The organism is Paracoccus sp. Z118 (genome assembly GCF_019061185.1).
Classification (GTDB): Bacteria; Pseudomonadota; Alphaproteobacteria; order Rhodobacterales; family Rhodobacteraceae; genus Paracoccus.
The window spans coordinates 23,144-47,291 of the sequence record NZ_JAHQZU010000008.1; the positions used below are offsets into that span (position 1 = coordinate 23,144).

General features: G+C 70.7%; 29 protein-coding genes. 20 read left to right on the forward strand and 9 right to left on the reverse strand.

Going from position 1 to position 24,148, the window contains the following annotated elements:
- The first annotated feature begins 259 nt into the window (after positions 1-259).
- The 19 genes from KTN05_RS08705 (at position 260) to cysE (ending at position 16,121) form a co-directional block, all read left to right on the forward strand.
- Positions 260-643: a permease gene (locus KTN05_RS08705; RefSeq protein ID WP_217329007.1), complete on the forward strand. Its 384-nt coding sequence runs from the start codon at positions 260-262 to the stop codon at positions 641-643.
- Positions 555-1,934: a DNA-packaging protein gene (locus KTN05_RS08710; protein ID WP_217329008.1), complete on the forward strand. Its 1,380-nt coding sequence runs from the start codon at positions 555-557 to the stop codon at positions 1,932-1,934. The genes KTN05_RS08705 and KTN05_RS08710 overlap by 89 nt, the downstream gene beginning before the upstream one ends.
- 184 nt (positions 1,935-2,118) lie before the next feature.
- A complete protein-coding gene (locus KTN05_RS08715; protein ID WP_217329009.1) occupies positions 2,119-3,321 on the forward strand; it encodes a phage portal protein in 1,203 nt (400 codons plus the stop codon).
- 1 nt (position 3,322) lies between these two features.
- Positions 3,323-3,565, forward strand: coding sequence for a hypothetical protein (locus tag KTN05_RS08720; RefSeq protein WP_217329110.1), 243 nt, complete (start codon positions 3,323-3,325; stop codon positions 3,563-3,565).
- The gene (locus KTN05_RS08725; RefSeq protein ID WP_371823312.1) at positions 3,562-4,116 is read left to right on the forward strand and encodes an HK97 family phage prohead protease; all 555 of its coding nucleotides are present in this window, start codon (positions 3,562-3,564) and stop codon (positions 4,114-4,116) included. Before KTN05_RS08720 ends, KTN05_RS08725 begins: the two co-directional genes overlap by 4 nt.
- A gap of 105 nt (positions 4,117-4,221) precedes the next feature.
- Positions 4,222-5,382, forward strand: a complete 1,161-nt coding sequence (locus KTN05_RS08730) for a phage major capsid protein (protein WP_217329010.1) — start codon at positions 4,222-4,224, stop codon at positions 5,380-5,382.
- A 158-nt stretch (positions 5,383-5,540) separates the two neighbouring features.
- On the forward strand, positions 5,541-6,149 hold the full coding sequence (locus KTN05_RS08735; RefSeq protein ID WP_217329011.1) for a hypothetical protein: 609 nt from the start codon (positions 5,541-5,543) through the stop codon (positions 6,147-6,149).
- The gene (locus tag KTN05_RS08740) at positions 6,146-6,478 is read left to right on the forward strand and encodes a head-tail adaptor protein (protein WP_217329012.1); all 333 of its coding nucleotides are present in this window, start codon (positions 6,146-6,148) and stop codon (positions 6,476-6,478) included. Before KTN05_RS08735 ends, KTN05_RS08740 begins: the two co-directional genes overlap by 4 nt.
- On the forward strand, positions 6,475-6,909 hold the full coding sequence (locus KTN05_RS08745) for a DUF3168 domain-containing protein (RefSeq protein WP_217329013.1): 435 nt from the start codon (positions 6,475-6,477) through the stop codon (positions 6,907-6,909). Before KTN05_RS08740 ends, KTN05_RS08745 begins: the two co-directional genes overlap by 4 nt.
- 12 nt (positions 6,910-6,921) lie before the next feature.
- Complete coding sequence (locus KTN05_RS08750; protein WP_217329014.1) at positions 6,922-7,335, forward strand: phage major tail protein, TP901-1 family; 414 nt, start codon at positions 6,922-6,924, stop codon at positions 7,333-7,335.
- 13 nt (positions 7,336-7,348) lie between these two features.
- Positions 7,349-7,663 (forward strand): gene transfer agent family protein, encoded by a 315-nt coding sequence (locus tag KTN05_RS08755; RefSeq protein ID WP_217329015.1) that lies wholly within the window; start codon positions 7,349-7,351, stop codon positions 7,661-7,663.
- Entirely contained in the window at positions 7,660-7,851 is a 192-nt protein-coding gene (locus KTN05_RS08760; protein ID WP_371823313.1) for a rcc01693 family protein, read from the forward strand. Before KTN05_RS08755 ends, KTN05_RS08760 begins: the two co-directional genes overlap by 4 nt.
- Positions 7,852-7,909: 58 nt before the next feature.
- A complete protein-coding gene (locus KTN05_RS08765; RefSeq protein WP_217329016.1) occupies positions 7,910-8,554 on the forward strand; it encodes a phage tail tape measure protein in 645 nt (214 codons plus the stop codon).
- A complete protein-coding gene (locus tag KTN05_RS08770; protein ID WP_217329017.1) occupies positions 8,554-9,186 on the forward strand; it encodes a DUF2460 domain-containing protein in 633 nt (210 codons plus the stop codon). Before KTN05_RS08765 ends, KTN05_RS08770 begins: the two co-directional genes overlap by 1 nt.
- Complete coding sequence (locus KTN05_RS08775; RefSeq protein WP_217329018.1) at positions 9,183-10,019, forward strand: DUF2163 domain-containing protein; 837 nt, start codon at positions 9,183-9,185, stop codon at positions 10,017-10,019. The genes KTN05_RS08770 and KTN05_RS08775 overlap by 4 nt, the downstream gene beginning before the upstream one ends.
- The gene (locus KTN05_RS08780; protein ID WP_217329019.1) at positions 10,016-10,441 is read left to right on the forward strand and encodes a peptidase; all 426 of its coding nucleotides are present in this window, start codon (positions 10,016-10,018) and stop codon (positions 10,439-10,441) included. The genes KTN05_RS08775 and KTN05_RS08780 overlap by 4 nt, the downstream gene beginning before the upstream one ends.
- Before the next feature lie 169 nt (positions 10,442-10,610).
- Complete coding sequence (locus KTN05_RS08785; RefSeq protein WP_217329020.1) at positions 10,611-14,462, forward strand: glycoside hydrolase/phage tail family protein; 3,852 nt, start codon at positions 10,611-10,613, stop codon at positions 14,460-14,462.
- Positions 14,455-15,180, forward strand: coding sequence for a DUF2793 domain-containing protein (locus tag KTN05_RS08790; protein ID WP_254368089.1), 726 nt, complete (start codon positions 14,455-14,457; stop codon positions 15,178-15,180). Before KTN05_RS08785 ends, KTN05_RS08790 begins: the two co-directional genes overlap by 8 nt.
- An 83-nt stretch (positions 15,181-15,263) precedes the next feature.
- A complete protein-coding gene (gene cysE / locus KTN05_RS08795; RefSeq protein ID WP_217329021.1) occupies positions 15,264-16,121 on the forward strand; it encodes a serine O-acetyltransferase in 858 nt (285 codons plus the stop codon).
- Here the strand turns inward: cysE and KTN05_RS08800 are convergent.
- The 7 genes from KTN05_RS08800 to gatC form a co-directional block, all read right to left on the reverse strand.
- On the reverse strand, positions 16,109-17,185 hold the full coding sequence (locus KTN05_RS08800; RefSeq protein WP_217329022.1) for a quinone-dependent dihydroorotate dehydrogenase: 1,077 nt from the start codon (positions 17,183-17,185) through the stop codon (positions 16,109-16,111). The two genes, cysE and KTN05_RS08800, sit on opposite strands and share 13 nt — an antisense overlap.
- On the reverse strand, positions 17,182-17,517 hold the full coding sequence (locus KTN05_RS08805) for a DUF952 domain-containing protein (RefSeq protein ID WP_217329023.1): 336 nt from the start codon (positions 17,515-17,517) through the stop codon (positions 17,182-17,184). The genes KTN05_RS08800 and KTN05_RS08805 overlap by 4 nt, the downstream gene beginning before the upstream one ends.
- A 78-nt stretch (positions 17,518-17,595) precedes the next feature.
- Entirely contained in the window at positions 17,596-18,735 is a 1,140-nt protein-coding gene (locus KTN05_RS08810; RefSeq protein ID WP_217329024.1) for a Hint domain-containing protein, read from the reverse strand.
- A gap of 122 nt (positions 18,736-18,857) precedes the next feature.
- Positions 18,858-19,556 (reverse strand): N-acetylmuramoyl-L-alanine amidase, encoded by a 699-nt coding sequence (locus KTN05_RS08815; protein WP_217329025.1) that lies wholly within the window; start codon positions 19,554-19,556, stop codon positions 18,858-18,860.
- Positions 19,520-20,185 (reverse strand): hypothetical protein, encoded by a 666-nt coding sequence (locus KTN05_RS08820; RefSeq protein ID WP_217329026.1) that lies wholly within the window; start codon positions 20,183-20,185, stop codon positions 19,520-19,522. Before KTN05_RS08820 ends, KTN05_RS08815 begins: the two co-directional genes overlap by 37 nt.
- A gap of 28 nt (positions 20,186-20,213) precedes the next feature.
- The gene (gene gatA / locus KTN05_RS08825; protein WP_217329027.1) at positions 20,214-21,692 is read right to left on the reverse strand and encodes an Asp-tRNA(Asn)/Glu-tRNA(Gln) amidotransferase subunit GatA; all 1,479 of its coding nucleotides are present in this window, start codon (positions 21,690-21,692) and stop codon (positions 20,214-20,216) included.
- The gene (gatC, locus tag KTN05_RS08830) at positions 21,689-21,976 is read right to left on the reverse strand and encodes an Asp-tRNA(Asn)/Glu-tRNA(Gln) amidotransferase subunit GatC (RefSeq protein WP_217329028.1); all 288 of its coding nucleotides are present in this window, start codon (positions 21,974-21,976) and stop codon (positions 21,689-21,691) included. The genes gatA and gatC overlap by 4 nt, the downstream gene beginning before the upstream one ends.
- A 92-nt stretch (positions 21,977-22,068) precedes the next feature.
- On the opposite strand from gatC, the gene KTN05_RS08835 reads away from it, so the two are divergent.
- Entirely contained in the window at positions 22,069-22,761 is a 693-nt protein-coding gene (locus KTN05_RS08835) for a metal-dependent hydrolase (RefSeq protein ID WP_217329029.1), read from the forward strand.
- A gap of 30 nt (positions 22,762-22,791) precedes the next feature.
- On the opposite strand, the gene KTN05_RS08840 is transcribed toward KTN05_RS08835, so the two are convergent.
- Together KTN05_RS08840 and KTN05_RS08845 are read right to left on the reverse strand one after the other, a co-directional pair.
- Entirely contained in the window at positions 22,792-22,986 is a 195-nt protein-coding gene (locus KTN05_RS08840) for a DUF1059 domain-containing protein (RefSeq protein WP_217329030.1), read from the reverse strand.
- A 98-nt stretch (positions 22,987-23,084) separates the two neighbouring features.
- Positions 23,085-24,137 carry a histone deacetylase family protein gene (locus KTN05_RS08845; RefSeq protein ID WP_217329031.1) on the reverse strand — a complete coding sequence of 351 codons (1,053 nt, stop codon included), beginning with the start codon at positions 24,135-24,137 and terminating at the stop codon, positions 23,085-23,087.
- Positions 24,138-24,148: the final 11 nt, after the last annotated feature.

Here is a 24,148-nt window from a genome sequence, read left to right on the forward strand (position 1 = left end):
GGGTCTGGACTCGTCTCTTCCGCGCGGGTGTTGCGTGGCGTGCGCTGGGGTGTTGCGCGGGACAAGTCGTTGCAAGATAAAGGATAAATCAGTTTTTCCGCCGCCACCCCCGGCGTTGCGGATTGACTTTGCGAACGGTCCGGGGTAGAACAACGACATGCTGGGAGAGGTGGGCAAGCGGCCGGGTCGGTGAGACCCTCGGCCGCTTTTTCGTTTCTCTGCTCGTGCGGACAGGCACACGAGGGCAGGGCATAGATACATGGGCATGACGTTCGATCCGGGGGCCGAGCCGCCGGAAGGACCGTTCGCGGCGGGGCCTCTCGGGGCCGAAGCCGGGACGGAGGCCGAGACGCGCCGGTCGGTGCTGGAGCTGTGGGAGGGGCTTTTCCACAGCTATGCCGACGACCTGGAAAGGGCGCGGCAGAAGGTCGAGGCGGGTGAGTTCGATCAGGTGAAGGACAGCCGGCAGCTGGCGCGCGATCTTCGCGCGGCGGCCCATCTGGTGCTGGAGGAAAGGGGAAAGCTTGACAAGCTTCGCAAGGAAATCGCCGGAGATGGCGGAGGCGGAACGCTCGACCTTGCCGCCGCACGAGACGAGATCGGGCGCCGCCTGGCTTGCCTGCGCCGGGCCGGAGGAGGTTGACGACTTCCTCGCGGGGCTGTCGCCGAACGCGCTGGCCGCGTTGCCGTGGCTGTTCGAGTTCTGGGCGCTGCCGCATCAGCTGCCGCCCGAGGGCGACTGGAAGACATGGGTCATCATGGGCGGGCGCGGCGCGGGCAAGACCCGCGCCGGGTCCGAATGGGTGCGCACGCAGGTCGAGGGGACGACGCCGCTTGCCCCTGGTCGGGCGAAGCGGGTGGCGCTGGTGGCGGAGACGTTCGATCAGGGCCGCGATGTCATGGTGATGGGGGATTCGGGCATTCTCGCCTGCTCGCCGCCCGACCGTCGCCCCGTGTGGGAGGCCGGGCGGCGGCGGCTCGTCTGGCCCAACGGGGCGACGGCGACCGTCTATTCGGCGCATGAGCCGGAGGCGCTGCGGGGCCCTCAGTTCGATGCGGCCTGGGTGGATGAGCTGGCGAAGTGGAAGAAGGCCGAGGACAGCTGGGACATGCTGCAGTTCTCGCTGCGGCTGGGGGAGCATCCGCAGCAGGTGGTGACGACGACGCCCCGCAATGTGGGGGTGCTGAAGGCGATCCTGCGGAACGCGTCCACGGTGGTGACGCATGCGCCGACCGAGGCGAACCGGGCCTATCTGGCGGAGAGTTTCCTCGCCGAGGTCGAGGCGCGCTATGCCGGGACGCGGATGGGGCGGCAGGAGCTGGAGGGGGTGCTGCTCGACGATGTCGAGGGGGCGCTGTGGTCCACGGCCCGGCTGGAGGCGTGCCGGGTGGAGGCGGCGCCGAAGCTGGACCGGATCGTGGTGGCGGTGGATCCTTCGGTGACGGGCGGTTCTGGAAGCGACGAATGCGGGATCGTGGTCGCGGGAGTCGTGTGCGAGGGGCCGCCGCAGGACTGGCGCGGGTATGTGCTGGAGGACGCATCGGTTCGCGGCGGGCCGCTGGACTGGGCGCGCGCGGCCATCGCGGCCATGCAGCGGCACGGGGCCGAGCGGCTGGTGGCCGAAGTGAACCAGGGCGGCGATCTGGTGGAGAGCGTGATCCGGCAGGTCGATCCGCTGGTGCCGTTCCGGGCGCTGCGGGCCGGGCGCGGCAAGGGGCTGCGGGCGGAGCCGGTCGCGGCGCTTTATGAGCAGGGGCGGGTACGGCATCTGCGGGGCCTCGGCGCGCTGGAGGACCAGATGTGCCGGATGACGGTGCGCGGGTTCGAGGGGCGCGGCTCGCCCGACCGGCTGGATGCGCTGGTCTGGGCGATCCACGAGCTGATGATCGAGCCGGCGGCGTCTTGGCGGCGGCCGCAGGTGCGGGGGTTGTAAGGACCGGGGCGCTGCCCCGGGCCCCGGGATATTTGCGGACAGAAGATGCTTAGGGCGGTGCGGAGTGTTGAGCGCGGTTCGAGAGCGCCGCGGCATGGCGCGGCGGAGCAGATCGGGCGGGTTGAAGATGGAAAGGGCTGTCCTTGCGGGCGGCCCTTTTTCGTTGGCGGAACAGGAGGGGCGCATGGGCGTGCGGTGGTTCGGACGGGGGAACGGGCAGGCTGAGAGCGCCGCGCCCGTGCAGGTGGAGGTGAAGGCGAGTGCGACGGGGCGGGTCGTGGCGCTCGCCTCGGGGTCGGGGCGGGTGGCGTGGTCGCCGCGCGATGTCGGCAGCCTGACGCGGGCGGGGTTCACCGGCAATCCGGTGGGGTTCCGCGCGGTGAAGCTGGTGGCCGAGGCGGCGGCGGCGGTGCCTCTGGTCTGCCAGGACGCCGAGCGGCGTTATGAGGTGCATCCGGTGCTGGATCTGCTGCGGCGGCCCAATCCGGGGCAGGGGCGGGCGGAGTTGTTCGAGGCGCTGTTCGGGCAGATGCTGCTGTCGGGGAACGGGTATCTGGAGGCGGTCGGCGCGGGCGCCAAGGGGCTGCCGGTGGAGTTGCACGTGCTGCGCTCGGACCGGGTGAGCATCGTGCCGGGGGCGGATGGCTGGCCGGTCGCCTATGACTACGCGGTGGGCGGGCGGAAGCACCGGTTCGACATGACCGGCTCGCCCGATCCGATCTGCCACATCCGCAGTTTCCATCCGCTGGATGACCATTACGGACTGTCGCCGATGCAGGCGGCGGCAGTTGCCGTGGACGTCCACAACAGCGCCAGCGCCTGGTCGAAGGCGCTGCTGGACAATGCGGCGCGGCCCTCGGGCGCGATCGTTTACAAGGGCGCGGACGGGCAGGGGCTGCTGTCGCCCGACCAGTACGACCGGCTGGTGAGCGAGATGGAGACGCATCATCAGGGCGCGCGGAACGCCGGGCGGCCGATGCTGCTGGAAGGCGGGCTCGACTGGAAGCCGATGGGGTTCTCGCCCTCCGACATGGAGTTCCACGAGACGAAGCTGGCGGCGGCGCGGGAGATCGCGATGGCGTTCGGCGTGCCGCCGATGCTGATCGGGATACCGGGGGACGCGACCTATGCCAATTATGCCGAGGCGAACCGGGCCTTCTATCGGCTGACGGTGCTGCCGCTGGCGACGCGGGTGGTGGCGGGGATCGCGTGGTGGCTGTCCGAGCATCTGGGGGCGGAGGTCGATCTGAAGCCGGATCTGGACCAGATCCCGGCGCTGACCGCCGAGCGGGACCAGCATTGGGCGCGGGTCGGGGCGGCGGATTTCCTGACCGAGGCCGAGAAGCGGGCGGCGCTGGGGCTGCCTCCGATTGCCGCGGGTGACTGAGGTGGAGGGGTCGAGGTTCGTCAAGGAGCCATACGACTGGCACGACCAGCGCTTTGCCACGCAGGAGCGGATCATGGCGTTGCAGTTCGGGCAGGTGGACCGGCGGCTGGAGCGGATCGAGTCGCTGATCGAGGGGCTGGAGAAGCGGCTGTGGATGACGGTTTACGGCGTGGTCGCCGTGATCCTGACCCAGGCCGTCCAGTCGATCCTGCAATTCGGGCCGAAGGGAGGATTGGGCGGATGAGGATGGATGATCTGGGGTTGGAGCTGAAATTCGCGGGCGGCGCGCCGGCGCTGACCGCGACGGAGGCGGGCAGCGTGATCGAGGGCTATGCGAGCCTGTTCGGGGTCGCCGATCAGGGCGGGGACGTGGTGATGCCGGGCGCCTATGCGGCCAGCCTTGCGCGGCTGGCCGCGCAGGGCGGCAAGGTGCGGATGCTGTGGCAGCATGACCCGCTGCGCCCCATCGGGGTGTGGGAGGAGATCCGCGAGGACGGCCGGGGCCTGTGGGTCCGCGGGCGGCTGCTGGCCGAGGTGGCGCAGGCGCGGGAGGCGGCGGCTCTGGTCGAGGCGGGGGCGATTGACGGGCTGTCGATAGGCTATCGGACCGTGCGGGCCGAGCGGGATGCCGAAGGGCGGCGGCGGCTTGCCGAGGTGGAGCTGTGGGAGGTGTCGCTCGTGACGTTTCCGATGCTGCCGGAGGCGAAGGTGGGGCGGAAGTCGGGCGAGCTGGACGAGGCGGCGGGATTGGCCGCTGCGCTGCGTGAGGCTGCGGCGGCGTTGCGGTTGGGGTGAGTGAGGCGGGGGCTTTGCCCCCGGACCCCCAGGATATTTGGGGCCGCCCGAACCGGCGTTCGGCGCGGGGGTGGCGGCCAGGATTTTTCGAAGGAGAGGATGGCAATGACCGAGGTGAAGACCGCGGGCGGCGGCGACATGCCCGCCGGACTGAAAGGCGCGATGGCCGAGTTCGTGAGCGAGCTGAAGGCCTTTCGCAAGAACGTCGAGACGAAACTGCAAGCACAGGAAGATCGCATGACCATGCTGGACCGCAAGACCGCCATCCGGGGCCGCGCGCCCCTGTCCACCGCCGCCGAGACCGAGGCGCCGCATCAGAAAGCCTTTGCGGCCTATCTGCGCCGGGGCGATGACGACGGCCTGCGCGGGCTGGTGCTGGAGGAGAAGGGGCTGACGGTCGCCTCGGACGGCGGTTTCCTCGCCGCGCCGCAGATCGCCGCGCAGGTGCAGGACGCGTTGCGCGGCGCCGCATCGCTGCGCGGCGTCGCCAATGTCGTGACCGTCGAATCCGCCGCTTACGAGGTGCTGGTGGACAAGGGCGACATGGCGAGCGGCTGGGCGACGGAAAGCTCGGCCGTCGAGACCGAGGCGCCGCAGGTCGAGCGCGTCACCATCCCGCTGCACGAACTGTCGGCGATGCCGAAAGCCAGCCAGCGGCTGCTGGACGATGCGGCGTTCGATCTGGAGGCCTGGCTCGCCGGTCGCATCGCCGAGCGGTTCGCCCGCGCCGAAGCGACGGCTTTCATCAAAGGCGACGGCATCGACAAGCCCAGGGGTATCCTGACCTACCCGATGGCGCCCAACGCAACGGCCACCGAGAACGAGATCGGCATGTTCGCCACCGGCACCCTGGGCAGCTTCGGGACCGACCGCCCTGCCGACCCGCTGATCGACATGATCTATGCGTTGGGCGCGGAATACCGCGCCAATGCCAGCTTCGTCATGAACTCGAAGTCCGCGGGCGCGGTCCGCAAGATCAGGGACGCGGAGGGCCGCTTCCTGTGGACGGACTCGCTCGCCTCGGGGGAGCCGGCGCGGCTGCTCGGCTATCCGGTGCTGCTGTGCGAGGACATGCCCGATGTGGACGACGGCCCCGCCGTCCTGTTCGGTGACTTCGCCTCGGCCTACACGATCGCCGAGCGGCCCGAGCTGCGGGTGCTGCGCGATCCCTTCTCGGCCAAGCCGCATGTGCTGTTCTACGCCACCAAGCGCGTCGGCGGCGGGCTGACCGATCCCCGCGCGGTGAAGGCGCTGATCTTCGGCTGACGACTGGCCGGGGCGGGGGGCGCGCACGGGTGCTGGCCACGGCGGCATTCGCAGCTGTCCGCACGCGCCAGGGCGGGCGCGTCGGCGTGTCCCCCGACTTTCAGGCGACTTCAGGGCCGCCGTTTTGGACCAATTGCGCAAGGAACGGGAGGTTCCGGATGATGCTTGTCGAGGAGGCGGCGCCCGAGGCGGGCGCGCTGCCCGTTGCCGCGCTGCGTGGATATCTGCGTCTGGCCTCGGGGTTCGCCCCGGTGGAGGAGCCAACCGAGGATGCGGCGCTGGCCGGGTTCCTGCGGGCCGCCATCGCCGCGGTCGAGGCGCGCACCGGCAAGGTGCTGCTGCGCTGCCCGTTCCGGCTGCGGCTGGAGGAGTGGCGCGACCGCGCGCGCCAGCCGCTGCCGCTGGCGCCGGTCGCATCCGTCGATGCGGTGGAGGTGACGGACGCGGCGGGGCGCGTGCTGCCGGTCGATCCGGGGCGCTGGCGGCTGGTGCCGGACAGCCAGCGGCCGCTGCTGCTGCCCACGGGCGCGCTGCTGCCGGCGGTGCCGGGCGGCGGGTTCGTGACGGTGCGGTTCACGGCCGGGTTCGGAGAGACGTGGGACGAGGTGCCCGCCGATCTGGCGCAGGCGGCGGTGATGCTGGCGGCGCGTTATCACGACGACCGGGGCGATCCGCAGGCGCGGGCGGCGGTGCCGTTCGCGGTCAGCGCGCTGCTGGAGAAATGGCGGCAGGTGCGGACGCTGGCCGGGCGCGGGGGTCGAACATGAGGGCGCCGAACGTGCCGCTGCTGCTGGAAGCGGCGGAGCGGGTGAGCGACGGGCTGGGCGGCTATATGGTCCGCTGGGTGCCCGTGGGGCGGCTTTACGGCGCGATGCGGGCCGGGGCGGGGCGATCCGGGCTGGCCGAGGTCGGGGCGGAGAGCGTGGTTTCCTGGAAGATCACGGTGCGCGGCGCGCCCGAGGGTGATCCGCGCCGTCCCGCTGCCGGGCAGAGGTTTCGGATGGGGGCGCGGCTTTTCGCGATCGACGCGGTGGCCGAGGGCGACGGGGCCGGCCGCTGGCTGGTCTGCACCGCGAGAGAGGAGAGGCAGGCATGAGCTATCTGGCGTCGGCCGCGCTGCAGGGCGCGGTCTATCGGGCGCTGCGCGACGACGCTGCGCTGACCGGTCTGGTGGGCGACGCGGTCTATGACGCGATGCCCGTCAGCGCGCCGAGCGGGGTCTATGTGGCGCTCGGCCCCGAGGATGTGGCGGACGCGGGCGACATGACCGGCCGCGCGGCCCGGCATGATTTCGTGATCTCGGTGCTGTCGGGCGCCGAGGAGGGCGGCGGCGGCTTTGCGGGGGTGAAGGCCGCCGCCGCGGCGGTGGCGGCGGCGCTGGAGGGGGCGCCGCTGCCGATGGATGCGGGGCGCGTCGCGGGGCTGTGGTTCCTGCGCGCGCGGGCGCGGCGGGCCGATGGCGGCACCGGGCGGCGCGTGGACATGACGTTCCGGGCGAGCGTCGATCTGGGCATGGATGCGGTTTGAGGAGACGGACCAATGGCGGTGCAGAACGGGCGTGACCTGCTCATCAAGATGGACATGACCGGCGACGGCACGTTCCAGACCATCGCGGGGCTGCGCGCCTCGCGGATCGGCTTCAACGCGCAGAGCGTGGATGTCACCAGCCTGGAAAGCCAGGGCGGCTGGCGCGAGTTGCTGGCGGGCGCGGGGGTGCGGTCGGCGTCGATCTCGGGGTCCGGGGTGTTCCGGGACGAGGGGACGGACGGGCGCGCGCGGCAGGCGTTCTTCGACGGCGAGGTGCCGCGCTTTCAGGTGGTGATCCCGCATTTCGGCATCGTCGAGGGGCCGTTCCAGATCACCGGGCTGGAATATGCCGGCAGTTACAACGGCGAGGCCACCTACGAGATGACGATGGCCAGCGCCGGGGCGCTGTCGTTCGTGGCGCTGTGAAGGGGGCGCTGTGATGGCAAACCCGTGGACGGGGGAGGTCGCGGTCTGGCTGGGCGGGCGGCGGCATGTGGCGAAGCTGACGCTGGGGGCATTGGCGGCGTTGGAGGCGGAGCTTGGCGCCGACAGTCTGATCGGGCTGATCGAGCGGTTCGAGGGCGGGCGGTTCTCCAGCGCCGACGTGATCGCGGTGCTGGTCGCCGGTCTGCGCGGCGGCGGCTGGACCGGCGAGGCGGCGGACCTGATGACCGCCGATCTGCGCGGCGGCCCGGTGGAAGGGGCACGTGCGGCGGCGGAGTTGCTGGCGCGGGCGTTCCGGGCGGGGCCGTGAGTGCGGGGCGGGGGCTCGACTGGCCGGGGCTGATGCGGGCGGGGCTGCTGGGGCTGCGGCTCAATCCGGCGCAGTTCTGGGCGCTGACGCCGGCGGAGCTGGCGCTGATGCTGGGGATCGAGGCGGGCGCTGGCGGGCAGATGACGCGGGAGCGGCTGGCGGAACTGGCGGCGGCCTTCCCGGACTGACGCGGAGGGGACATGGGGTCGGCGGATGCGCCGGCCCTTTTCGCATGGAGGGGACCGGATGGCGGACAAGGATGGTTTCGACCGGCTGGGCGACGATGTCGAGCAGGCCGGGCGGATGACGGCGGCGTTCGAGCGCGAGCTTGGCCGCCTGCAACAGACGATGAGCCAGACCGGGCGCGAGGTCGGCTCGCTGAGTTCGGGCTTTGGCAGCGGGCTGCGGAGGGCCTTCGAGGGCGTCGTGCTGGACGGCGTGCGGCTGCAGGACGCGCTGAAGGGCGTGGCGCTGAGCATGGCCGATACGGTGTTCGCCGTCGCCATGCGGCCGGTGCAGGGTGCGGTCGCCGGGGCGATGGCGAAGGCTGTCGGCGGGGCCGTGTCCGGGGCGCTGCCGTTTGCGGATGGGGGCGCGTTCTCGCAGGGGCGGGTGGTGCCCTTCGCGCGGGGCGGGGTGGTGTCGGACCCGACCTTCTTCCCGATGCGCGGCGCAACGGGACTCATGGGCGAGGCGGGGCCGGAGGCGATCATGCCGCTGCGGCGCGGGGCCGACGGGCGACTGGGGGTGGCGGCGCCCTCGGGCGGCGGGCGGGCGGTGAATGTCACCGTCAACGTCACCACGCCCGACGTCGCGGGATTTCAGCGCAGCCAGAGCCAGATCGCCGCGCAGGTGGCGCGGGCGCTCGCGCGGGGGGAAAGGAACAGCTGATGGCGTTTCACGAGGTGAGGTTTCCGGCCAACCTGTCCTTCGGCTCGGTCGGTGGCCCCGAGCGGCGGACCGAGATCGTCGCGCTGACGAACGGCTACGAGGAGCGCAACTCGCCCTGGGCGCATTCGCGGCGGCGCTATGACGCGGGGCTGGGGCTGCGGAGCATGGACGATGTGGCGGCGCTGATCGCGTTCTACGAGGCGCGGGCGGGACAGTTGCACGGGTTCCGCTGGAAGGACTGGGCGGATTTCAAGAGCTGCGCGCCGAGCGCGGTCCCGGCGCTGGACGATCAGGCGATCGGGACGGGCGACGGGGTGACGCGGGAGTTTGCGTTGCGCAAGCTCTATCGGTCAGGGCCGGCGGATTACTGGCGGCCGGTGGCGAAGCCGGTGCGGGGGTCCGTGATCGTGGCGGTCGGCGGCGACCGGCAGGTCGAGACGGTGCATTACGAGGTGGACTACGCGACAGGCATGGTGACGTTCGGGGCGCCGCCCGGACCGGGCGCTCCGGTCACGGCGGGGTTCGAGTTCGACGTGCCGGTGCGGTTCGACACGGACCGGATCGCGGTGTCGGTCGCCTCGTTCCAGGCGGGCGATCTGCCGCAGGTGCCGGTGATCGAGGTGCGGCTGTGAGCGGCGGGGCGACGACGACGCTCGCCCGCGCCTGGGCGGTGAGCCGGCGCGACGGGATGGTGCTGGGGTTCACCGATCACGACGCGGTGCTGAGGTTCGACAGGATCGCGTTCCGGCCCGATGGCGGGCTGACGGCGAAGGCGGTCGTGCAGGGCCTGGGGCTGGCGGTGGACAATACCGAGGCGCAGGGCATCCTGTCGGACGACGCGATCACCGAGGCCGACCTGCGCGCGGGCCGCTGGGACGGGGCCGAGGTGCGGCTGTGGGAGGTGGACTGGCAGCGGCCGGAGGACCGGCAGCTGCTGTTCCGGGGGGGCTTGGGCGAGGTCACGCGGGCCGATGGGGCGTTCCGGGCCGAGTTGCGCGGGCTGGCGGAGGCGCTGAACCTGCCGCTGGGGCGGGTCTATCATCCGCGCTGCTCGGCGCGGCTGGGCGACGGGCAGTGCCGGGCCGATCTCACGCGGCCGGGCTATCGGGTCGAGGGGGTGCTGGCCGCGGTCGAGGACGGGGTGCGGTTCACGCTGCCGGATGTGCAGGGCTACGATCTCGGCTGGTTCGAGGGCGGGGTGCTGACCGTGCTGGACGGCGTGGCCGAGGGGCTGGAAGGGGCCATCAAGCAGGACCGGCAGGAGGGGAGCCTGCGGAAGATCGAGTTGTGGGCGGAAATGGGGTTGGCTCCGGCTCCCGGCGACCGGGTGCGGCTGACGGCAGGGTGCGACAAGCGCGCAGCGACGTGCCGGCTGAAGTTCGGCAATTTCCTCAACTTCCGGGGCTTTCCGCATCTGCCGCCGGAGGATTGGCTGATCTCGCCCCAGAATGGCGGCGCGCGATGAGCGTGGTCGTCGAGGAGGCACGGCGCTGGATCGGGACGCCCTATGTGCATCAGGCCTCCGCGCTGGGCGCGGGGGCGGATTGCCTGGGGCTGGTGCGGGGCGTGTGGCGCGGGCTTCATGGCCGCGAGCCCGAGGCGCCGCCGCCCTATACCGCCGACTGGGGCGAGACGGGCCGGGTGGAGCTGTTGATGGAGGCGGCGCTGCGGCATCTGCTGCCGGCGTCGGGGACGATGGCCGTGGGGGACGTGCTGCTGTTCCGCATGAGGGGCCGGGCGGTGGCGAAACATCTGGGGATCGTCTCGGACGTGGGCGAAGCTGCGCGGTTCATCCATGCCTATGATCGGCATGGGGTGGTGGAGAGCCCGCTTTCGGCGCCGTGGCGGGCGCGGATCGCGGGTCGGTTCCTGTTTCCCGGTGTATGAAATCCCTTGGACGCCGGATCGACGGGCGTTCCGGTTGTGCGGCCGGAGCCTCCGGCGGGGATATTTGGGCGAAGAAGAAGCGCACCTGTGCGCTGGCAGGTGAGGCCGGCGCTGGTGTTGATGCCGACCCGGCCGGGGCGGCGCATCCATTCAATCTTGGGAGGGGGCGATGGCCACCATTCTGCTGGCGGCGGCGGGCGCCTCGATCGGGGCGGGGTTCGGCGGGACGGTGCTGGGCCTGTCGGGCGCGGTGATCGGGCGTGCGGTCGGCGCGACGCTGGGGCGCGTCATCGACGAGCGGCTGCTCGGCGCGGGGGCGCGGCCGGTGGAGACGGGGCGCATCGACCGGCTGCGGTTGCAGACTGCCGGGGAGGGCACGGCGATCCCTCGCGTCTGGGGGCAGATGCGGGTGCCGGGGCATGTGATCTGGGCGGCGCCGGTGACGGAGGTGAGCCGGTCCTCGGGCGGCGGCAAGGGCGGCGGTGGGCCGCGGGTGACGCAGGTGAGCTATCGGCTGAGTTTCGCACTGGCGCTGTGCGAGGGGCCGATCCTGGGGGTGGGGCGCGTCTGGGCGGATGGCGAGGAGGTCGCCGCGGACGAGCTGGGGATGCGCGTCTATCCGGGGGATGAGGCGCAGCTGCCGGACGCCTGCATCGCCGCACATGAGGGCGAGGATGCCCCGGCCTATCGCGGCGTGGCCTATGTGGTGATGGAGGAGCTGGGGCTGGAGCGCTGGGGCAACCGGGTGCCGCAGCTGAGCTTCGAGGTGACGCGGGCGGCGGGGGCGGGGCTTTCGCAGGATGTGCAGGCGGTGGCGCTGATCCCCGGGACCGGGGAATATGCGCTGGCGACGTCTCAGGTCAGCCACGATCTGGGGCTTGGCGAGACGAGGATCGTCAACCGGAACACGCCGGCTGGCGGGACGGACATGGAGGTGTCGCTGGCGGCGCTTTCACGCGAGTTGCCGCGGGTGGGCTCGGTGTCGCTGGTGGTGTCGTGGTTCGGGGACGATCTGCGGGCGGGGCATTGCACCTTGCGGCCCAAGGTCGAGCAGAAGGAGAGCGACGGGGAGGGGATGCCCTGGCGCTCGGGCGGGATCGGGCGCGAGGAGGCGCAGACCGTGGCGCGGGCGAACGGGCGGCCGATCTATGGCGGGACGCCGGCGGATGACTCGGTGGTCGAGGCTTTGCGGGCGATCGCTGCCGGCGGGCGGAAGGCGGTGTTCTATCCGTTCATCCTGATGGAGCAGATGAAGGGGAACGGGCTGCCCGATCCGCTGACCGGCACGGGCGAGCAGGCGGTGATGCCGTGGCGGGGGCGGATCACCTGCGATTTCCGCAACGTCCTGTCCGCGCGGGCCGAGGCGGAGGTCGAGGCGTTCTTCGGTCGCGCCGCGCCGGGCGATTTTGCGGTGCGGGACGGGCGGGTCGTCTATGCGGGGCCGGACGAGTGGTCCTATCGCCGGTTCATCCTGCATTACGCGCATCTGTGCGCGCTGGCGGGCGGGGTCGATGCCTTCCTGATCGGGTCCGAGATGATCGGGCTGACGCAGATCAGAGGGCAGGGCGGCAGCTATCCGGCGGTGGCGGCGCTGCGGGCGCTGGCGGCGGATGTGCGGGCGATCCTCGGGCCGGGCGTGAAGCTGAGCTATGCGGCCGACTGGAGCGAGTATTTCGGACATCATCCGGGCGGGGCCGAGGTGCGGTTCCACCTCGATCCGCTGTGGGCGGACGAGAATATCGATTTCGTCGGGATCGACAATTACATGCCGCTGTCGGACTGGCGTGACGGGGACTCGCATATCGATGCCTCGTTCGGGCGGATCGACGATCCCGATTACCTGCGCGGGAATGTCTGCGGGGGCGAGTATTTCGACTGGTATTACGCGAGCGATCCGGCGCGGGATCATCAGCGGCGCACGCCGATCACGGACGGGCTGGGCGAGCCGTGGCTCTGGCGCTGCAAGGATATCCGCGGCTGGTGGGAGAATGCCCACCACGAGCGCATCGGGGGCGTGCGGCAGCAGGCTCCGACCGCATGGGTGCCTGGGTCGAAGCCGGTGTGGTTCACGGAATACGGCTGCGCGGCGCTGGACAAGGGAACGGACCAGCCGAACAAGTTTCTGGATGCGATGAGCAGCGAGTCGAGCCTGCCCTGGTATTCGGACGGGCGGCGCGACGATGCGTTGCAGGCGGCCTATGTGCGGGCGGTCACGGAATATTGGGGCGATCCGGCCAACAATCCGGCGATGCCGGGCGGCGGGCGGATGGTCGATCTGAGCCGCGCGCATGTCTGGGCTTGGGACGCGCGGCCCTATCCGGCGTTTCCGGGGCGGGATGATCTGTGGTCCGACGGTCCCGCGTGGGAGCGGGGGCACTGGCTCAACGGCCGCGCGGGGGCGGTGCCGCTGGCGGCGCTCGTGGCGGCGATCTGCCGGGAGGCGGGGGTTACGGCGTATGACGTGTCCGGCCTCTCGGGCGTCGTGCGGGGCTATGCCGTGCAGGGCGGGCAGACCGGGCGGTCGGCGTTGCAGCCGCTGATGCTCGCCTACGGGTTCGACGGGGCGGAACGGGACGGGGTGCTGCGGTTCTTCATGCGGACCGGGCGCGTGGCTGCAAACGTTGGTGCAGATGATCTGGCCGCCGCCGAGGGGCTCGCGGGGGTGGAGATCACCCGCGCGCCCTCGCCCGAGCTGGTGGGCCGGGTGCGGCTGAGCCACATCGCGGCGGGAGGCGATCATGCCACCGCCACGGCTGAGGCGCTGCTGCCGGGGCAGGATCAGGCCGTTGCGTCGGACAGCGAATTGCCGCTGGTGCTCGCGCGGGGCGAGGGGCTGGACGTGGCCGAGCGCTGGCTGGCCGAGGCGGGTGTGACGCGGGACCGGCTGCGGCTGGCGCTGCCGCCCTCTCGCGCGGAGCTGGGGCCAGGGGACGTGATCGCGCTGGGTGACGGGCCGGGGACCGGGCAGCGCTGGCGGATCGACCGGGTGGAGCGGGCCGGGGCGCTGCTGATCGACGCGGTGCGGGTCGAGCCGGGGGTTTACCGGCCCGCTGCACGGCCGCCTGAAGGCGAGGCCGTGCGCCGTTATCAGCCGCCGGTGCCGGTGTGGCCGCTGTTCCTCGACCTGCCGCTGCTGCGCGGCGACGAGGTGGAGCATGCGCCGTGGCTTGCGGCGACGGCGACGCCGTGGCCGGGGACGGTTTCGGCATGGGGCTCGGCCGAGGAGAACGGGGGCTGGGTGCCGAATCTCAACCTGCCGGTGCCCGCGATCATGGGGGTGACGCAGGCGCCGCTCGCTCGGGCGAAGGCAGGGATCTGGGACCGGGGTCCGGCGCTGCGGGTGAGGCTGCGGGGCGGGGCGCTGCGGTCGATTTCGGACGCGGGGCTGATGGCCGGGGGGAACCTGCTGGCGATCGGGGATGGCTCGCCGGACGGGTGGGAGCTGATGCAGTTCGCCGACGCGGTGCCGGTCGGGCCGGGGCTGTGGGAGATCAGCCGGCGGCTGCGGGGGCAGGCGGGGACGGACGCGGCGATGCGGGATGTCTGGCCGGCGGGCAGCGTCGTGGTGCTGATCGACGAGGCGTTGCGGCAGATGACGCTGCCGCCGACCGCGCGGGGGCAGATGCGGTGGTGGCGGATCGGGCCGGCGACCAGGCCGCCGGAGGACCCGAGTTACCGGCAGCTCGGCCATGCCTTCGCGGGGCTCGGGTTGCGGCCGCTTTCGCCCTGCCATCTGCGGGCCCATGGGCGCGATCTGAGGTGGATTCGCCGCACCCGGATCGGGGGCGATGGTTGGGACGGGCTGGACGTGCCGTTGGGCGAGGCCGTGGAGCGGTATCTCGTGCGCCTGACCCGCGATGGATCGGTGATCTGGCAGGAGGTGGTGGACTGGGCGGCATGTTCGGTGCCGGCGGATGTCTGGGCGCGGGCCCGGCAAAACGGGCCGTTCGCGGCTGAGGTGGCGCAGCTGTCCGACCAGTTCGGCGCGGGGCCGTTTGCAAGGAGGATGATCGATGTCTGACCAGATGGCTGACCAGATGACTGCGCGCTGCGGGCTGCCCCTGCTTCAGCCGGCGCAGGCGCAGAAGCATGTCACCGTGAACGACGCGCTGAGCCGGCTGGACGGGCTGGTGAACCTGACGCTGGAAAGCGTCTCGCGCACCGAGCCGCCCGCCGCCGTGGCCGATGGGCTCAGCTGGGGCGTGCCCGTCAATGCCGTGAACGCATGGGAGGGGCGGGCCGGGCTGATCGCCACCGGAGCGAATGGCGGCTGGGTGTTCACCGCGCCGCGGGCCGGGCAGCGGGCCTTCGTGCGCGACCGGGGGGTGACGGCCGTGCATGACGGCGGCGCCTGGGCGCTGGGGGCGCTGTCGCTGGGCGCCTCGGGCAGCGGGCTTTGCGCCGGGATGGGCGAGGCCGAAGTGGAGGTCTCCGCCGGCACGGTGGTGGAGAGCGGACTGTGGATACCGGGCGCGGTCATGGTGATCGGCTGCACCGCGCGGGTGGTGGAGCCGATCACCGGGACGCTGTTGAGTTGGAGTCTGGGGACCGTCGGAGCGGCCGACCGCTTTGGCAGCGGGCTGGGGCTGGGGCAGGGGTCTTGGGCGCGGGGGATGTTGTCGCAGCCGATGACCTACTGGGAACCGGCGAACCTGCGGCTTACGGCATCTGGCGGGGCGTTCACCGGCGGGCGGGTGCGGCTTGCCGCGCGTTGGCTGGAGCTGCGGCTGCCCGGCTGAGGCCGGGCAATCGGCGGGCGGGGCTTTCCGTCGGGTCTCGGGTTCCCTAGATAGAGGGCCTGAACCGATTGGGGGGTCTCGCCATGGATGGACAGGGGCTGGACAGTTCGACGCTGGCGCGGCGTCCGACCAAGATATCGACGCAGGGTCTTACCCGCGCGGCGCTGTGGCGGCAGATCCGCGACGAGGCCGCGCATGTCGTGCAGGACGAGCCGCTGCTGGGCGCGCTGATCCATGCGGGGCTGCTGCATCACGGCACGTTCCAGGCGGCGCTGGCCTATCGCTTTTCGCTGAAGCTGGCGTCCAACGAGATGAGCGAGCAGATCCTGCGCGAGATCGCGGACGACGCCCATGCCCGCGCGCCGGAGCTGGCGGATGCGGGGCAGCTTGACCTGCAGGCGGTGTACGAGCGCGACCCGGCCTGCCACCGGCTGATGCAGCCGATGCTGTTCTTCAAGGGCTTCCAGGCGCTTCAGGGCTATCGGATCGGGCATTGGCTGTGGAACAACGGCCGCCGCGACATGGCCTATTTCGTGCAGATGCGCTGCTCGGAGCTGTTCGGGGTGGATATCCACCCCGCCGCCCGGATCGGCAGCGGTGTGATGTTCGACCACGCCCATTCCATCGTGATCGGGGAAACGGCGGTCGTCGGCAATGACGTGTCGATGCTGCATTCGGTCACGCTGGGCGGCACCGGCAAGGAAGACGGCGACCGCCATCCCAAGATCGAAGACGGGGTGCTGATCGGCGCAGGCGCGAAGGTGCTGGGGAACATCCGGGTCGGTCACAGCAGCCGGATCGCGGCGGGCTCGGTCGTGCTGGAGGACGTTCCGCCCTGCAAGACGGTCGCGGGCGTTCCGGCGCGGATCGTGGGCGATGCCGGCTGCGAGCATCCGTCGGAATCGATGAACCAGCTGGTGCGGGTCGATCAGGCGGGCTGAGTCGCGGCCCAGCGTTCGGCCTCGCGCCCGGTGAGGTCCGCGATCCGGGCGAGGCCGCTTGCCTGCGCCATCGCGTCAAGTTCGCGGGCGATGCGGGGGATCAGCGAGAGGCCCTGATAGACCAGCGCGGAATAAAGCTGCACGGCGGTCGCGCCTGCGGCGATCTTGTCCCACGCCTGCTGCGCGCTGCCGATGCCGCCGACCCCGATGATCGGCAGGCGGCCCTCGGTCAGCAGATAGAGCCGCGCGAGGATGCGAGTGGAGCGGTCGAACAGCGGCGCGCCGGAGAGGCCGCCCGCCTGCGCGGCTTGCGGGTCGGTCAGGCCGTCGCGGGACAGCGTGGTGTTGGTGGCGATGATGCCGTCCACCCCGCTGCCCATGATCGCGGCGGCGAGTTCGTGCAGCGCCGCTTCATCCAGATCGGGGGCGATCTTGACGAAGATGGGGGGGCGGGCGCCGGACTGCTCGCGCGCCGCGACCACACCGGCGAGCAGGGCCGAGAGGGCCTCGGCACCCTGAAGGTCGCGCAGCTTTTCGGTGTTGGGCGAGCTGACATTGACGGTCAGGAAATCGACATGCGGGGCACAGAGGCGCGTCACCTCGGCGAAGTCGGCGGCGCGGTCGGGGCTGTCCTTGTTGGCGCCGATGTTGAGGCCGACGGGGATGCCGGGCTGCCGCCGGGTCAGGCGGTCGCGGATGGCGCCCGCGCCGTCGTTGTTGAAGCCGAAGCGGTTGATGACGGCGCGATCGTCCTTCAGCCGGAAGAGGCGCGGCTTCGGGTTGCCCGGCTGCGGGCGCGGGGTGGCGGCGCCGACCTCGATGAAGCCGAAACCCGCGCGGGACAGCGGGCCGATGGCGCGGGCATTCTTGTCGTAGCCGGCGGCGAGACCGATCGGGTTCGGCAGGTCGAGGCCCGCCAGATCGGTGCGCAGGCGCGGGGTCGAGACCGGAGCGCCCGCGAGCGGCACCAGCCGGCGGGCGAGCAGGGTCAACGACAGATCATGCGCCCGCTCGGGGTCCATGCGGTGCAGGGCGGAAAGGCCCATGCGCTCGATCAGCGTCATTCCAGCGATCCGGGATCGTGGCCGTTCGGGCCGAGGGGAAGGGGGCGGTGCCAGGTGATGTCCCCCATCCGCAGCGGACGGTAGAGATGGGGGAACATGTCGCCGCCGCGCGACGGTTCCCATTTCAGGACGGGGCCGAGGAGGGCGGCGTCGCAGGCGAGCAGTTGCAGCCCGTCCTGCCCGGCGAAGTGGCGGCGCAGGGTTTCCGGCAGTTGCGCGGCGGTCGAGAAATGGACGAAGCCGTCCTGCACATCGACGGGGGCCCCGGCGGTTTCGCCGCGCTCGCGCAGGGTGGCCCATTCCGCGGCCCGCAGGACTTTGTAGATCAGCATGGAAAGCTTGTGCGGCGCATCGGCGGGGCGGTCAAGGCCGTCGCCGACAGCTGGTCGCGCATCTCCGTCAGGTGACGCCTACATCTCGACCAGTTCCGCGCTTTGGCGGGCGTGGTGGCGGGCGATCTTGCGGCCGTCTCGGCCCTTCAGGAACGGCCGGGCGGGCGGGCTGATCGGCTCGCCGTTCGCGAGTTCGGGGAACAGCGTCAGGATCTCGCGCCGGGCGGCAGGGGCGAGCGATTTCATCGCCTCCGGCCCGGTATACAGCGTTTCGGTCCAGGCGCCGTTGGAGCGGACAAGCTCGTGCCCGTCGAGCAGCATGTGCCAGTAGGTGACGTCGGTGGCGGTGCGGACGACCTCGATCCCGTCGATGTCGGTCAGGTGCTTGGCGGCGACCAGCACCTGCGGTTCGCCGCAGAGCTGGCGGGTGAGGGTGGATTGCACCAGCACCCGATGCTGCGGCGAGACGGTCAGATCACGGCGCGGCAGACCGTTCCCCAATGCGCCGACACGGATGCGGATCGGGCGGAGGGCGGGATTCAGGTCCAGCGCCGCCGCGTCGAGCGTGCGCCCGCCAATCCACCGGACCCGGCGGAGCCCGTTGTCGCGGGTGCGGACGAGATCGCCGGGGCGGATCGTCTCGATCCGGCGGGGACCGCTGTCGCATTCGATCAGCGTGCCGGTGGTGAAGCATTGCGGCGCGTAGGTCAGCCGGGAGTTCGTCTGGCTGATCTGAATATGTTCGCGGACCTGATAGGTCGCCGTCCGATCGAATACGGGATAGGCCGTGTCCCCTGCTGCATTCACCTTGGGAGCAGGGATGATCAGAACGCTGTGCTGGTTGCCCAGCAAATCGTTGCTGCCGTATTCATTCTTGAAATGACGGGGGAACAGTGCGTAGAAGAAATTTCCGGTGGGCTGGTTGTCCTCGAGTTCTTCTATCCTGGTGTAGCTCCAGACACCCAGCCGGGCCCCCGCGGCAGTGACCTTCCCATCCTGGAACTCGGCTGGGGCGGCCAAGGTCTGAAATGTCTTGTCCTCATAGTAGAACCGAGAAATCGTGTCGAAAGTGCCGTCGTCGTCGAGCACTTCAATTTGAGTGACCTTGGTTTGCGTCGCTGAGAATTTTTCGGCCGGCTTGAATGGCTGTTGCCCCGAAGTCATCGTGACCGGGCTCGTGAAGGTAAGCATCGTTATCTTGTAAGTGCCGGTTGCCATCTCGCTGCCTCGCTTGACACGACCATTCAGCGGCCGTCATTGACAGCTTTTTCGGCGTTAATGGTTAATCATCCTTTAACGGGATCACGGCCCGGCGCGTGATTCGTCTGTTCAGGGCGCAATCAGGCGAGCGTTTCCCCAAGCTGTGGCAAGCTTGCCACAGCCGCCGCGACCGAGCGGTCGGCGTCGCTTTCCGGTCCCTCGGCTCCGGGATGGAACCGCGCCCGGAAGGCGGCGAGGCGGGTCTGCGCGTCCGCCGGGGGATAGCCGATGCGGGTCAGGCTGTCTTCGAGCGGCGGCGGGTTGCCTTCCTGGGGCGTGTCGGGCCAGATCGCCAGCCCCTCGCGGGCGAGGCGGCGCCAGTCGAAACGCGGGCCGGGGTCGGTCTTGCGGCCGGGCGCCATGTCGGAATGGCCGATGACGCCCGCAGGGCCGATGCCCCAGCGCCCCATGATGTCCCGCAGCAGCCGCTCCAGCCCCGCCATCTGGGCGGCGGGGAAGGGGCGGTCGCCGGGGTTCACGATCTCGATGCCGATCGAGTGGGAGTTGACGTCGCCGCGCCCTCGCCACGAGCCCGCGCCCGCATGCCAGGCGCGGCGATCCTCCGCGACCAGCGGCTCGGCGCGGCCATCCTCATGCAGCAGCCAATGGGCGGAAACCTCGGCCTCGGGATCGCAGAGCCGGGCGCGGGCCGACGCGGCATCGGCCATTCCCGTGTAATGCAGCACGATCAGGTCGGGCCGCTGGACTCCGCGCCTTTCGCCGTGATTCGGCGAAGGGAAGGTCAACGCGCCGCTTGACGATACGCCGCCGGGTTCCATCCGCAGACGTAGCCGTCGCCGTCGGCGTCCAGCCCCATCGGATCCTGCGCCGGGCCGCCCCGCATGATGAAAGCGGTCTGGGCCGCGGCCGCGTCGGCATAGGCAGCGCAGGCCTGCGGGTTGGAGGCGCTGCCGCGCTGCCAGACGCGGGTGCCGGGGTTATGGCCGTTCGCGGCGGCATAGCGGACCAGCAGCGGCGCCTGCGGCGCGGGGGTCGCCACCACGACGGTCTGGGTCCGGGCGACGGGCACGGCGACGACGGTCTGGGGCTGCGCCGCCGGATACATCGCCGGGTGCAGATGCGGATCGACGGCCGGCGCGCCGCGCGGGCGCAGGACGCGCCGCTGCGGGGGCGGCAGGCCGATCGTGGTGCCGAACTCGGTCGTTCCGCGCTCGAGCATCTGGACCGGGCTGGGTCCGGCGATCTCGGCAGCGGTCGGTGCCTTGATGGGCAGGGCCACCGGAATGATGCGCGGCGGCTCGTCCTGGCGGCCCATCAGCGCGTTTTCCCGCGCGCGCAGATAGTCGCCATAGGGCGTGGCGTGGGCCTTGTAGTTCGGGTTCCAGCCGCCGTTCTCGCCGGAACAGGCGGCGAGGGCGAGGACGGTTACCAGGATCAGACTGCGCATCATAATCTCCTCGCCCCTTGGGCTCAGCTTACCACCAGCGGTCGGGCTTGGCGACAAATCCCGCCGCACGTTCCAGAACCGACCCGTAGTTGAGCAGGCTCCCTTCCTCCCACGGCCGCCCGATCAGTTGCAGACCCAGCGGCAATCCTTTTTCACCCAATCCGACCGGAACGGAAAGCCCCGGCAGTCCGGCAAGGTTTACGGTGACCGTAAAGACGTCATTCAGATACATCTCGACCGGATCGGCATCGTTCATCTCGCCCAGGCCGAACGCGGCCGAGGGGGTCGCCGGCGTCAGGATCGTGTCGATCCCTTCGGCGAAAGCCTGATCGAAGTCGCGCTTGATGAGCGCGCGGACCTTGCGCGCACGGTTGTAATAGGCGTCGTAGAAACCCGCCGACAGGACATAGGTCCCGATCATCACCCGGCGCTGAACCTCGTGGCCGAAGCCTTCGGCGCGGGTTCTTTCATACATCTCCGTCACGCCATCGCCGGCCGCGAGTTTCGCGCGGCGGCCGTAACGCACGCCGTCATAGCGGGCGAGGTTGGACGAGGCCTCGGCCGGGGCGATGACGTAATAGGCGGGCAGCGCGTATTTCGTGTGCGGCAGGCTGATGTCCACGATCTCGGCGCCCGCGTCGCGCAGCATCTCGGCGCCGCGTTTCCACAGCGCCTCGATCTCCGCCGGCATTCCCTCCATCCGGTATTCGCGGGGGATGCCGATCTTCTTGCCGCGGATGTCGCCGGTCAGGGCTGCTTCGTAATCGGGCACCTCGCGGTCGGCGCTGGTCGAATCCTTCGGATCGACCGAGGCCATCGCCCCCAGCATGATCGCCGCGTCGCGCACCGTCTTGGTCATCGGCCCGGCCTGGTCCAGCGACGAGGCGAACGCGATCGTCCCCCAGCGCGACACCCGGCCATAGGTCGGCTTCAGCCCCACGATCCCGGTGAAGGCCGCAGGCTGGCGGATCGAGCCGCCCGTATCGGTGCCGGTCGCGGCAAGGCACAGATCCGCCGCCACCGCCGCCGCCGACCCGCCCGACGATCCGCCCGGCGTCAGCTTGCGCTCGTCCACCTTCCACGGGTTCACCGCATCGCCATAGACGCTGGTCTCGTTCGACGAGCCCATGGCGAATTCGTCCATGTTCAGCTTGCCCAGCATCACCGCGCCGGCGTCGAACAGGTTCTGCGTCACGGTGGATTCGTATTCGGGCAGGAACCCTTCGAGGATGCGCGAGGCCGCCTGCGACGGCACGCCGCGCGTGCAGAACAGATCCTTGATCCCCACCGGAATACCGCACATCGACGGCGCGTCGCCGGTCCGCAGCCGCTCGTCGGCGGCCTCGGCCTGTGCGCGGGCGATGTCGGCCGTGTGGTGGACGAAGGCGTTCAGCGCGCCGCCCGCCTCGACGGCGGCAAGGCAGCCCTCGGTCAGCTCGGCGGCGGTCAGCTCGCCCTTGCGCAGGCGCTCGCGCGCCTCGGTGATGGTCAGTTCGTTCAGGCTCATTCCACCACCTTCGGCACGGCAAAGAACCCCTCGCGCGCGTCGGGCGCGTTGCGCAGGATGCGGTCCTGCATGTCGCCGTCGGTCACGACGTCCTCGCGCCGCTTCAGGCGCATCCGCTCGACCCCGGTCATCGGCTCGACGCCATCCACGTCCACTTCGTTCAACTGCTCCATGAAATGCAGGATGCCGTTCAACTCGGCCGCCAGGGCGGGCAGCGCCGCGTCATCGACCGCGATCCGCGCCAGATGCGCGACCTTCCGGGCCTCGGCTTCGGTAATCGCCATGAGGGGTTTTCCTTTCGCTTCAGCGCGGTTTACCGTCCGCGCACGGACCCTGCAACCCGCGCGGAGCGGGAGGGCGACGCAAGGAGGACGCGATGAAACTGACCTGGCTGAGCCACGGCGGCTGGCGCATCGAGATCGAGCAGGCGGTGATCCTGGTGGACCCTTGGTTCGACGGGAATCCCGCTTTTCCCCAGGACCGCCGGGATGAGGCGACCGAAGGCGCGACCCATATCCTGCTGACCCACGGCCATGGCGATCACACCGGCGATGCGGTGGCGATCGCAAAGAAGGCGAAGATCCCTGTCGCGGGGATCGCGGATCTGATCGGCTACTGGAAGAAATTCGAGGGGATCGACGGGATCGATTTCAACAAGGGCGGCACCGTGAACCTGGGCGGGGCGAAGGTCACGATGGTCAATGCCAGCCACTCATCCTCGATGGATGGCCGGAGCGGGCCGGTCTATGCCGGGCACGAGTCGGGGTACATGATCGCGGGCGAAGGGCACGTGATCTATTTCAGCGGCGACACCGACATCATGGCCGATATGGAGTGGATGGGCGACCTGCACAAACCCGACATCGGCATCCTTGCCGCGGGCGGGCATTACACCATGGACATGGAGCGGGCGGCCTATGCGGCCAAGCGCTACTTCAACTTCAAGACGGTGTTCCCCAGCCACTACAAGACCTTCCCGCTGCTGGCGCAGGACGCCGGCGAGCTGAAGGCCGCGCTGCCGGATGTGGACGTGCGCGAGCCCGAGGTGCTGGTGCCAGTCGAGATCTGACCGGCGGCGGCGCGCCTCGGGCCTCGCGGTTCACGCGGGCGGGTTGCCCGCATGCATGGCCTTGCGGATCTCGGCCCGCAGCTCCGGCGTGTCCTGATGGCCGTGGACGGCCACCGCGTGCTGGGCGGCGGCGCTCTCCAGCTCGTCCTCGGTGTCAGCGGAGAGGGCGAGGGTGCAGTTCGAGTCACTCGGGACTTCGCGGCAGTCGATGTAATGACGGCCCATTTTCGCCTCCCGACGAAAGGCGCCGATGACCGGCGCGGCGTCATCATACGCCTGCGGCCGGGCCTCCTCAAATCACATCGGATCGGTTCAGTGATCCGTCACCCGTCCAGACCCGACAGGAACGCGCCCAGGCAGTCGCCGATCGCCTCGACGGCGTAGCCGCCTTCCTGCACGGCAAGCGTCGGCAGACCCAGCGCCGCGACCGCGCGGCCGATCAGGGCGAAGTCGCCCGCCATCAGGTCCAGCACCCCGATGGGATCGTCGCGATGGGCGTCGAACCCCAGCGCCAGAACCAGCGCCTGCGGGGCGAAATCGCGGATGCGGGTCGCGGCGGTGTCCAGCGCCTGCTCCATCGCCCTGATGCCGCTGCCGTGGGGCAGGGGAAGGTTCAGGTTGAAGCCCTCGCCCGCGCCGCTGCCCGTCTCCTGCGCGTAGCCGGTGTAAAAAGGGTAGTAGTTGTCCGGGTCGGCGTGGATCGAGACAGTCAGCACGTCCGGCCGGTTGTAGAAGATCTGCTGCGTGCCGTCGCCGTGATGGGCGTCCACGTCGAGGATCGCGACCCGCGCCATCCCTGCGCCGATCATCCGCTGCGCCGCAATGGCGCTGTTGTTCAGATAGCAGAAGCCCGAGGCCCGGTCGGCGCGGGCGTGGTGCCCCGAGGGACGGCAGAGCGCATAGGCCATCCGCTCGCCGCCGATCACCGCATCGGCGGCGGCCACCGCCGTCTCGGCCGAGCGCAGGGTCGAGGTCCAGCAGTTCGGCCCGACCGGCACCGACATGTCGCCCAGATACCAGCCGATCTGCCCCAGAAGGCCCGAGGCGGGGCAGGGCGGGCGGCTGTCCTGTTCGGGCCGCCCGCTCCAATAGGGAAAGGTCGCGGGCCAGACCTCGGGGCCGCGGTCGGGCGGCAGCTCCTGCCACCTGTCCCAGGCGTTCTGAAGGAACGCGACATATTCGGGCGTGTGGACGGCGTGGATTGCGGCGAGGCTTTCCAGCGCACCCGGCCGTTCGACCTCCGCGCCCTTGCGGCTCAGGGCCTGCAGCAGGCGGTCGGTCCGCTCGGGAATGTCCCTCGGGGCCGAGACGCGGCCCAGCCGCATGTATTGCTGCGGATCGTGCAGCACCTGCTCGGGGTGGTAGAAGGCGCGCATCGGGGTCTCCG

What these genes read in the sequence shown, in the direction of transcription:
- KTN05_RS08735 (WP_217329011.1), top strand. Translation starts at nt 5,541, where the DNA reads ATGATGCTTGTCGAGGAGGCGGCGCCCGAGGCGGGCGCGCTGCCCGTT.
- KTN05_RS08750 (WP_217329014.1), top strand. Translation starts at nt 6,922, where the DNA reads ATGGCGGTGCAGAACGGGCGTGACCTGCTCATCAAGATGGACATGACC.
- KTN05_RS08715 (WP_217329009.1), top strand. Translation starts at nt 2,119, where the DNA reads ATGGGCGTGCGGTGGTTCGGACGGGGGAACGGGCAGGCTGAGAGCGCC.
- KTN05_RS08820 (WP_217329026.1), bottom strand. Translation starts at nt 20,185, where the DNA reads ATGCGCAGTCTGATCCTGGTAACCGTCCTCGCCCTCGCCGCCTGTTCC.
- KTN05_RS08805 (WP_217329023.1), bottom strand. Translation starts at nt 17,517, where the DNA reads ATGCTGATCTACAAAGTCCTGCGGGCCGCGGAATGGGCCACCCTGCGC.
- gatC (WP_217329028.1), bottom strand. Translation starts at nt 21,976, where the DNA reads ATGGCGATTACCGAAGCCGAGGCCCGGAAGGTCGCGCATCTGGCGCGG.
- KTN05_RS08740 (WP_217329012.1), top strand. Translation starts at nt 6,146, where the DNA reads ATGAGGGCGCCGAACGTGCCGCTGCTGCTGGAAGCGGCGGAGCGGGTG.
- KTN05_RS08770 (WP_217329017.1), top strand. Translation starts at nt 8,554, where the DNA reads ATGGCGTTTCACGAGGTGAGGTTTCCGGCCAACCTGTCCTTCGGCTCG.
- KTN05_RS08730 (WP_217329010.1), top strand. Translation starts at nt 4,222, where the DNA reads ATGACCGAGGTGAAGACCGCGGGCGGCGGCGACATGCCCGCCGGACTG.
- KTN05_RS08845 (WP_217329031.1), bottom strand. Translation starts at nt 24,137, where the DNA reads ATGCGCGCCTTCTACCACCCCGAGCAGGTGCTGCACGATCCGCAGCAA.
- KTN05_RS08835 (WP_217329029.1), top strand. Translation starts at nt 22,069, where the DNA reads ATGAAACTGACCTGGCTGAGCCACGGCGGCTGGCGCATCGAGATCGAG.
- cysE (WP_217329021.1), top strand. Translation starts at nt 15,264, where the DNA reads ATGGATGGACAGGGGCTGGACAGTTCGACGCTGGCGCGGCGTCCGACC.
- KTN05_RS08780 (WP_217329019.1), top strand. Translation starts at nt 10,016, where the DNA reads ATGAGCGTGGTCGTCGAGGAGGCACGGCGCTGGATCGGGACGCCCTAT.
- KTN05_RS08755 (WP_217329015.1), top strand. Translation starts at nt 7,349, where the DNA reads ATGGCAAACCCGTGGACGGGGGAGGTCGCGGTCTGGCTGGGCGGGCGG.
- KTN05_RS08710 (WP_217329008.1), top strand. Translation starts at nt 555, where the DNA reads ATGGCGGAGGCGGAACGCTCGACCTTGCCGCCGCACGAGACGAGATCG.
- KTN05_RS08810 (WP_217329024.1), bottom strand. Translation starts at nt 18,735, where the DNA reads ATGGCAACCGGCACTTACAAGATAACGATGCTTACCTTCACGAGCCCG.
- KTN05_RS08705 (WP_217329007.1), top strand. Translation starts at nt 260, where the DNA reads ATGGGCATGACGTTCGATCCGGGGGCCGAGCCGCCGGAAGGACCGTTC.
- KTN05_RS08815 (WP_217329025.1), bottom strand. Translation starts at nt 19,556, where the DNA reads ATGGAACCCGGCGGCGTATCGTCAAGCGGCGCGTTGACCTTCCCTTCG.
- KTN05_RS08840 (WP_217329030.1), bottom strand. Translation starts at nt 22,986, where the DNA reads ATGGGCCGTCATTACATCGACTGCCGCGAAGTCCCGAGTGACTCGAAC.
- KTN05_RS08725 (WP_371823312.1), top strand. Translation starts at nt 3,562, where the DNA reads ATGAGGATGGATGATCTGGGGTTGGAGCTGAAATTCGCGGGCGGCGCG.
- KTN05_RS08745 (WP_217329013.1), top strand. Translation starts at nt 6,475, where the DNA reads ATGAGCTATCTGGCGTCGGCCGCGCTGCAGGGCGCGGTCTATCGGGCG.
- KTN05_RS08785 (WP_217329020.1), top strand. Translation starts at nt 10,611, where the DNA reads ATGGCCACCATTCTGCTGGCGGCGGCGGGCGCCTCGATCGGGGCGGGG.
- KTN05_RS08765 (WP_217329016.1), top strand. Translation starts at nt 7,910, where the DNA reads ATGGCGGACAAGGATGGTTTCGACCGGCTGGGCGACGATGTCGAGCAG.
- KTN05_RS08800 (WP_217329022.1), bottom strand. Translation starts at nt 17,185, where the DNA reads ATGACGCTGATCGAGCGCATGGGCCTTTCCGCCCTGCACCGCATGGAC.
- KTN05_RS08790 (WP_254368089.1), top strand. Translation starts at nt 14,455, where the DNA reads ATGTCTGACCAGATGGCTGACCAGATGACTGCGCGCTGCGGGCTGCCC.
- gatA (WP_217329027.1), bottom strand. Translation starts at nt 21,692, where the DNA reads ATGAGCCTGAACGAACTGACCATCACCGAGGCGCGCGAGCGCCTGCGC.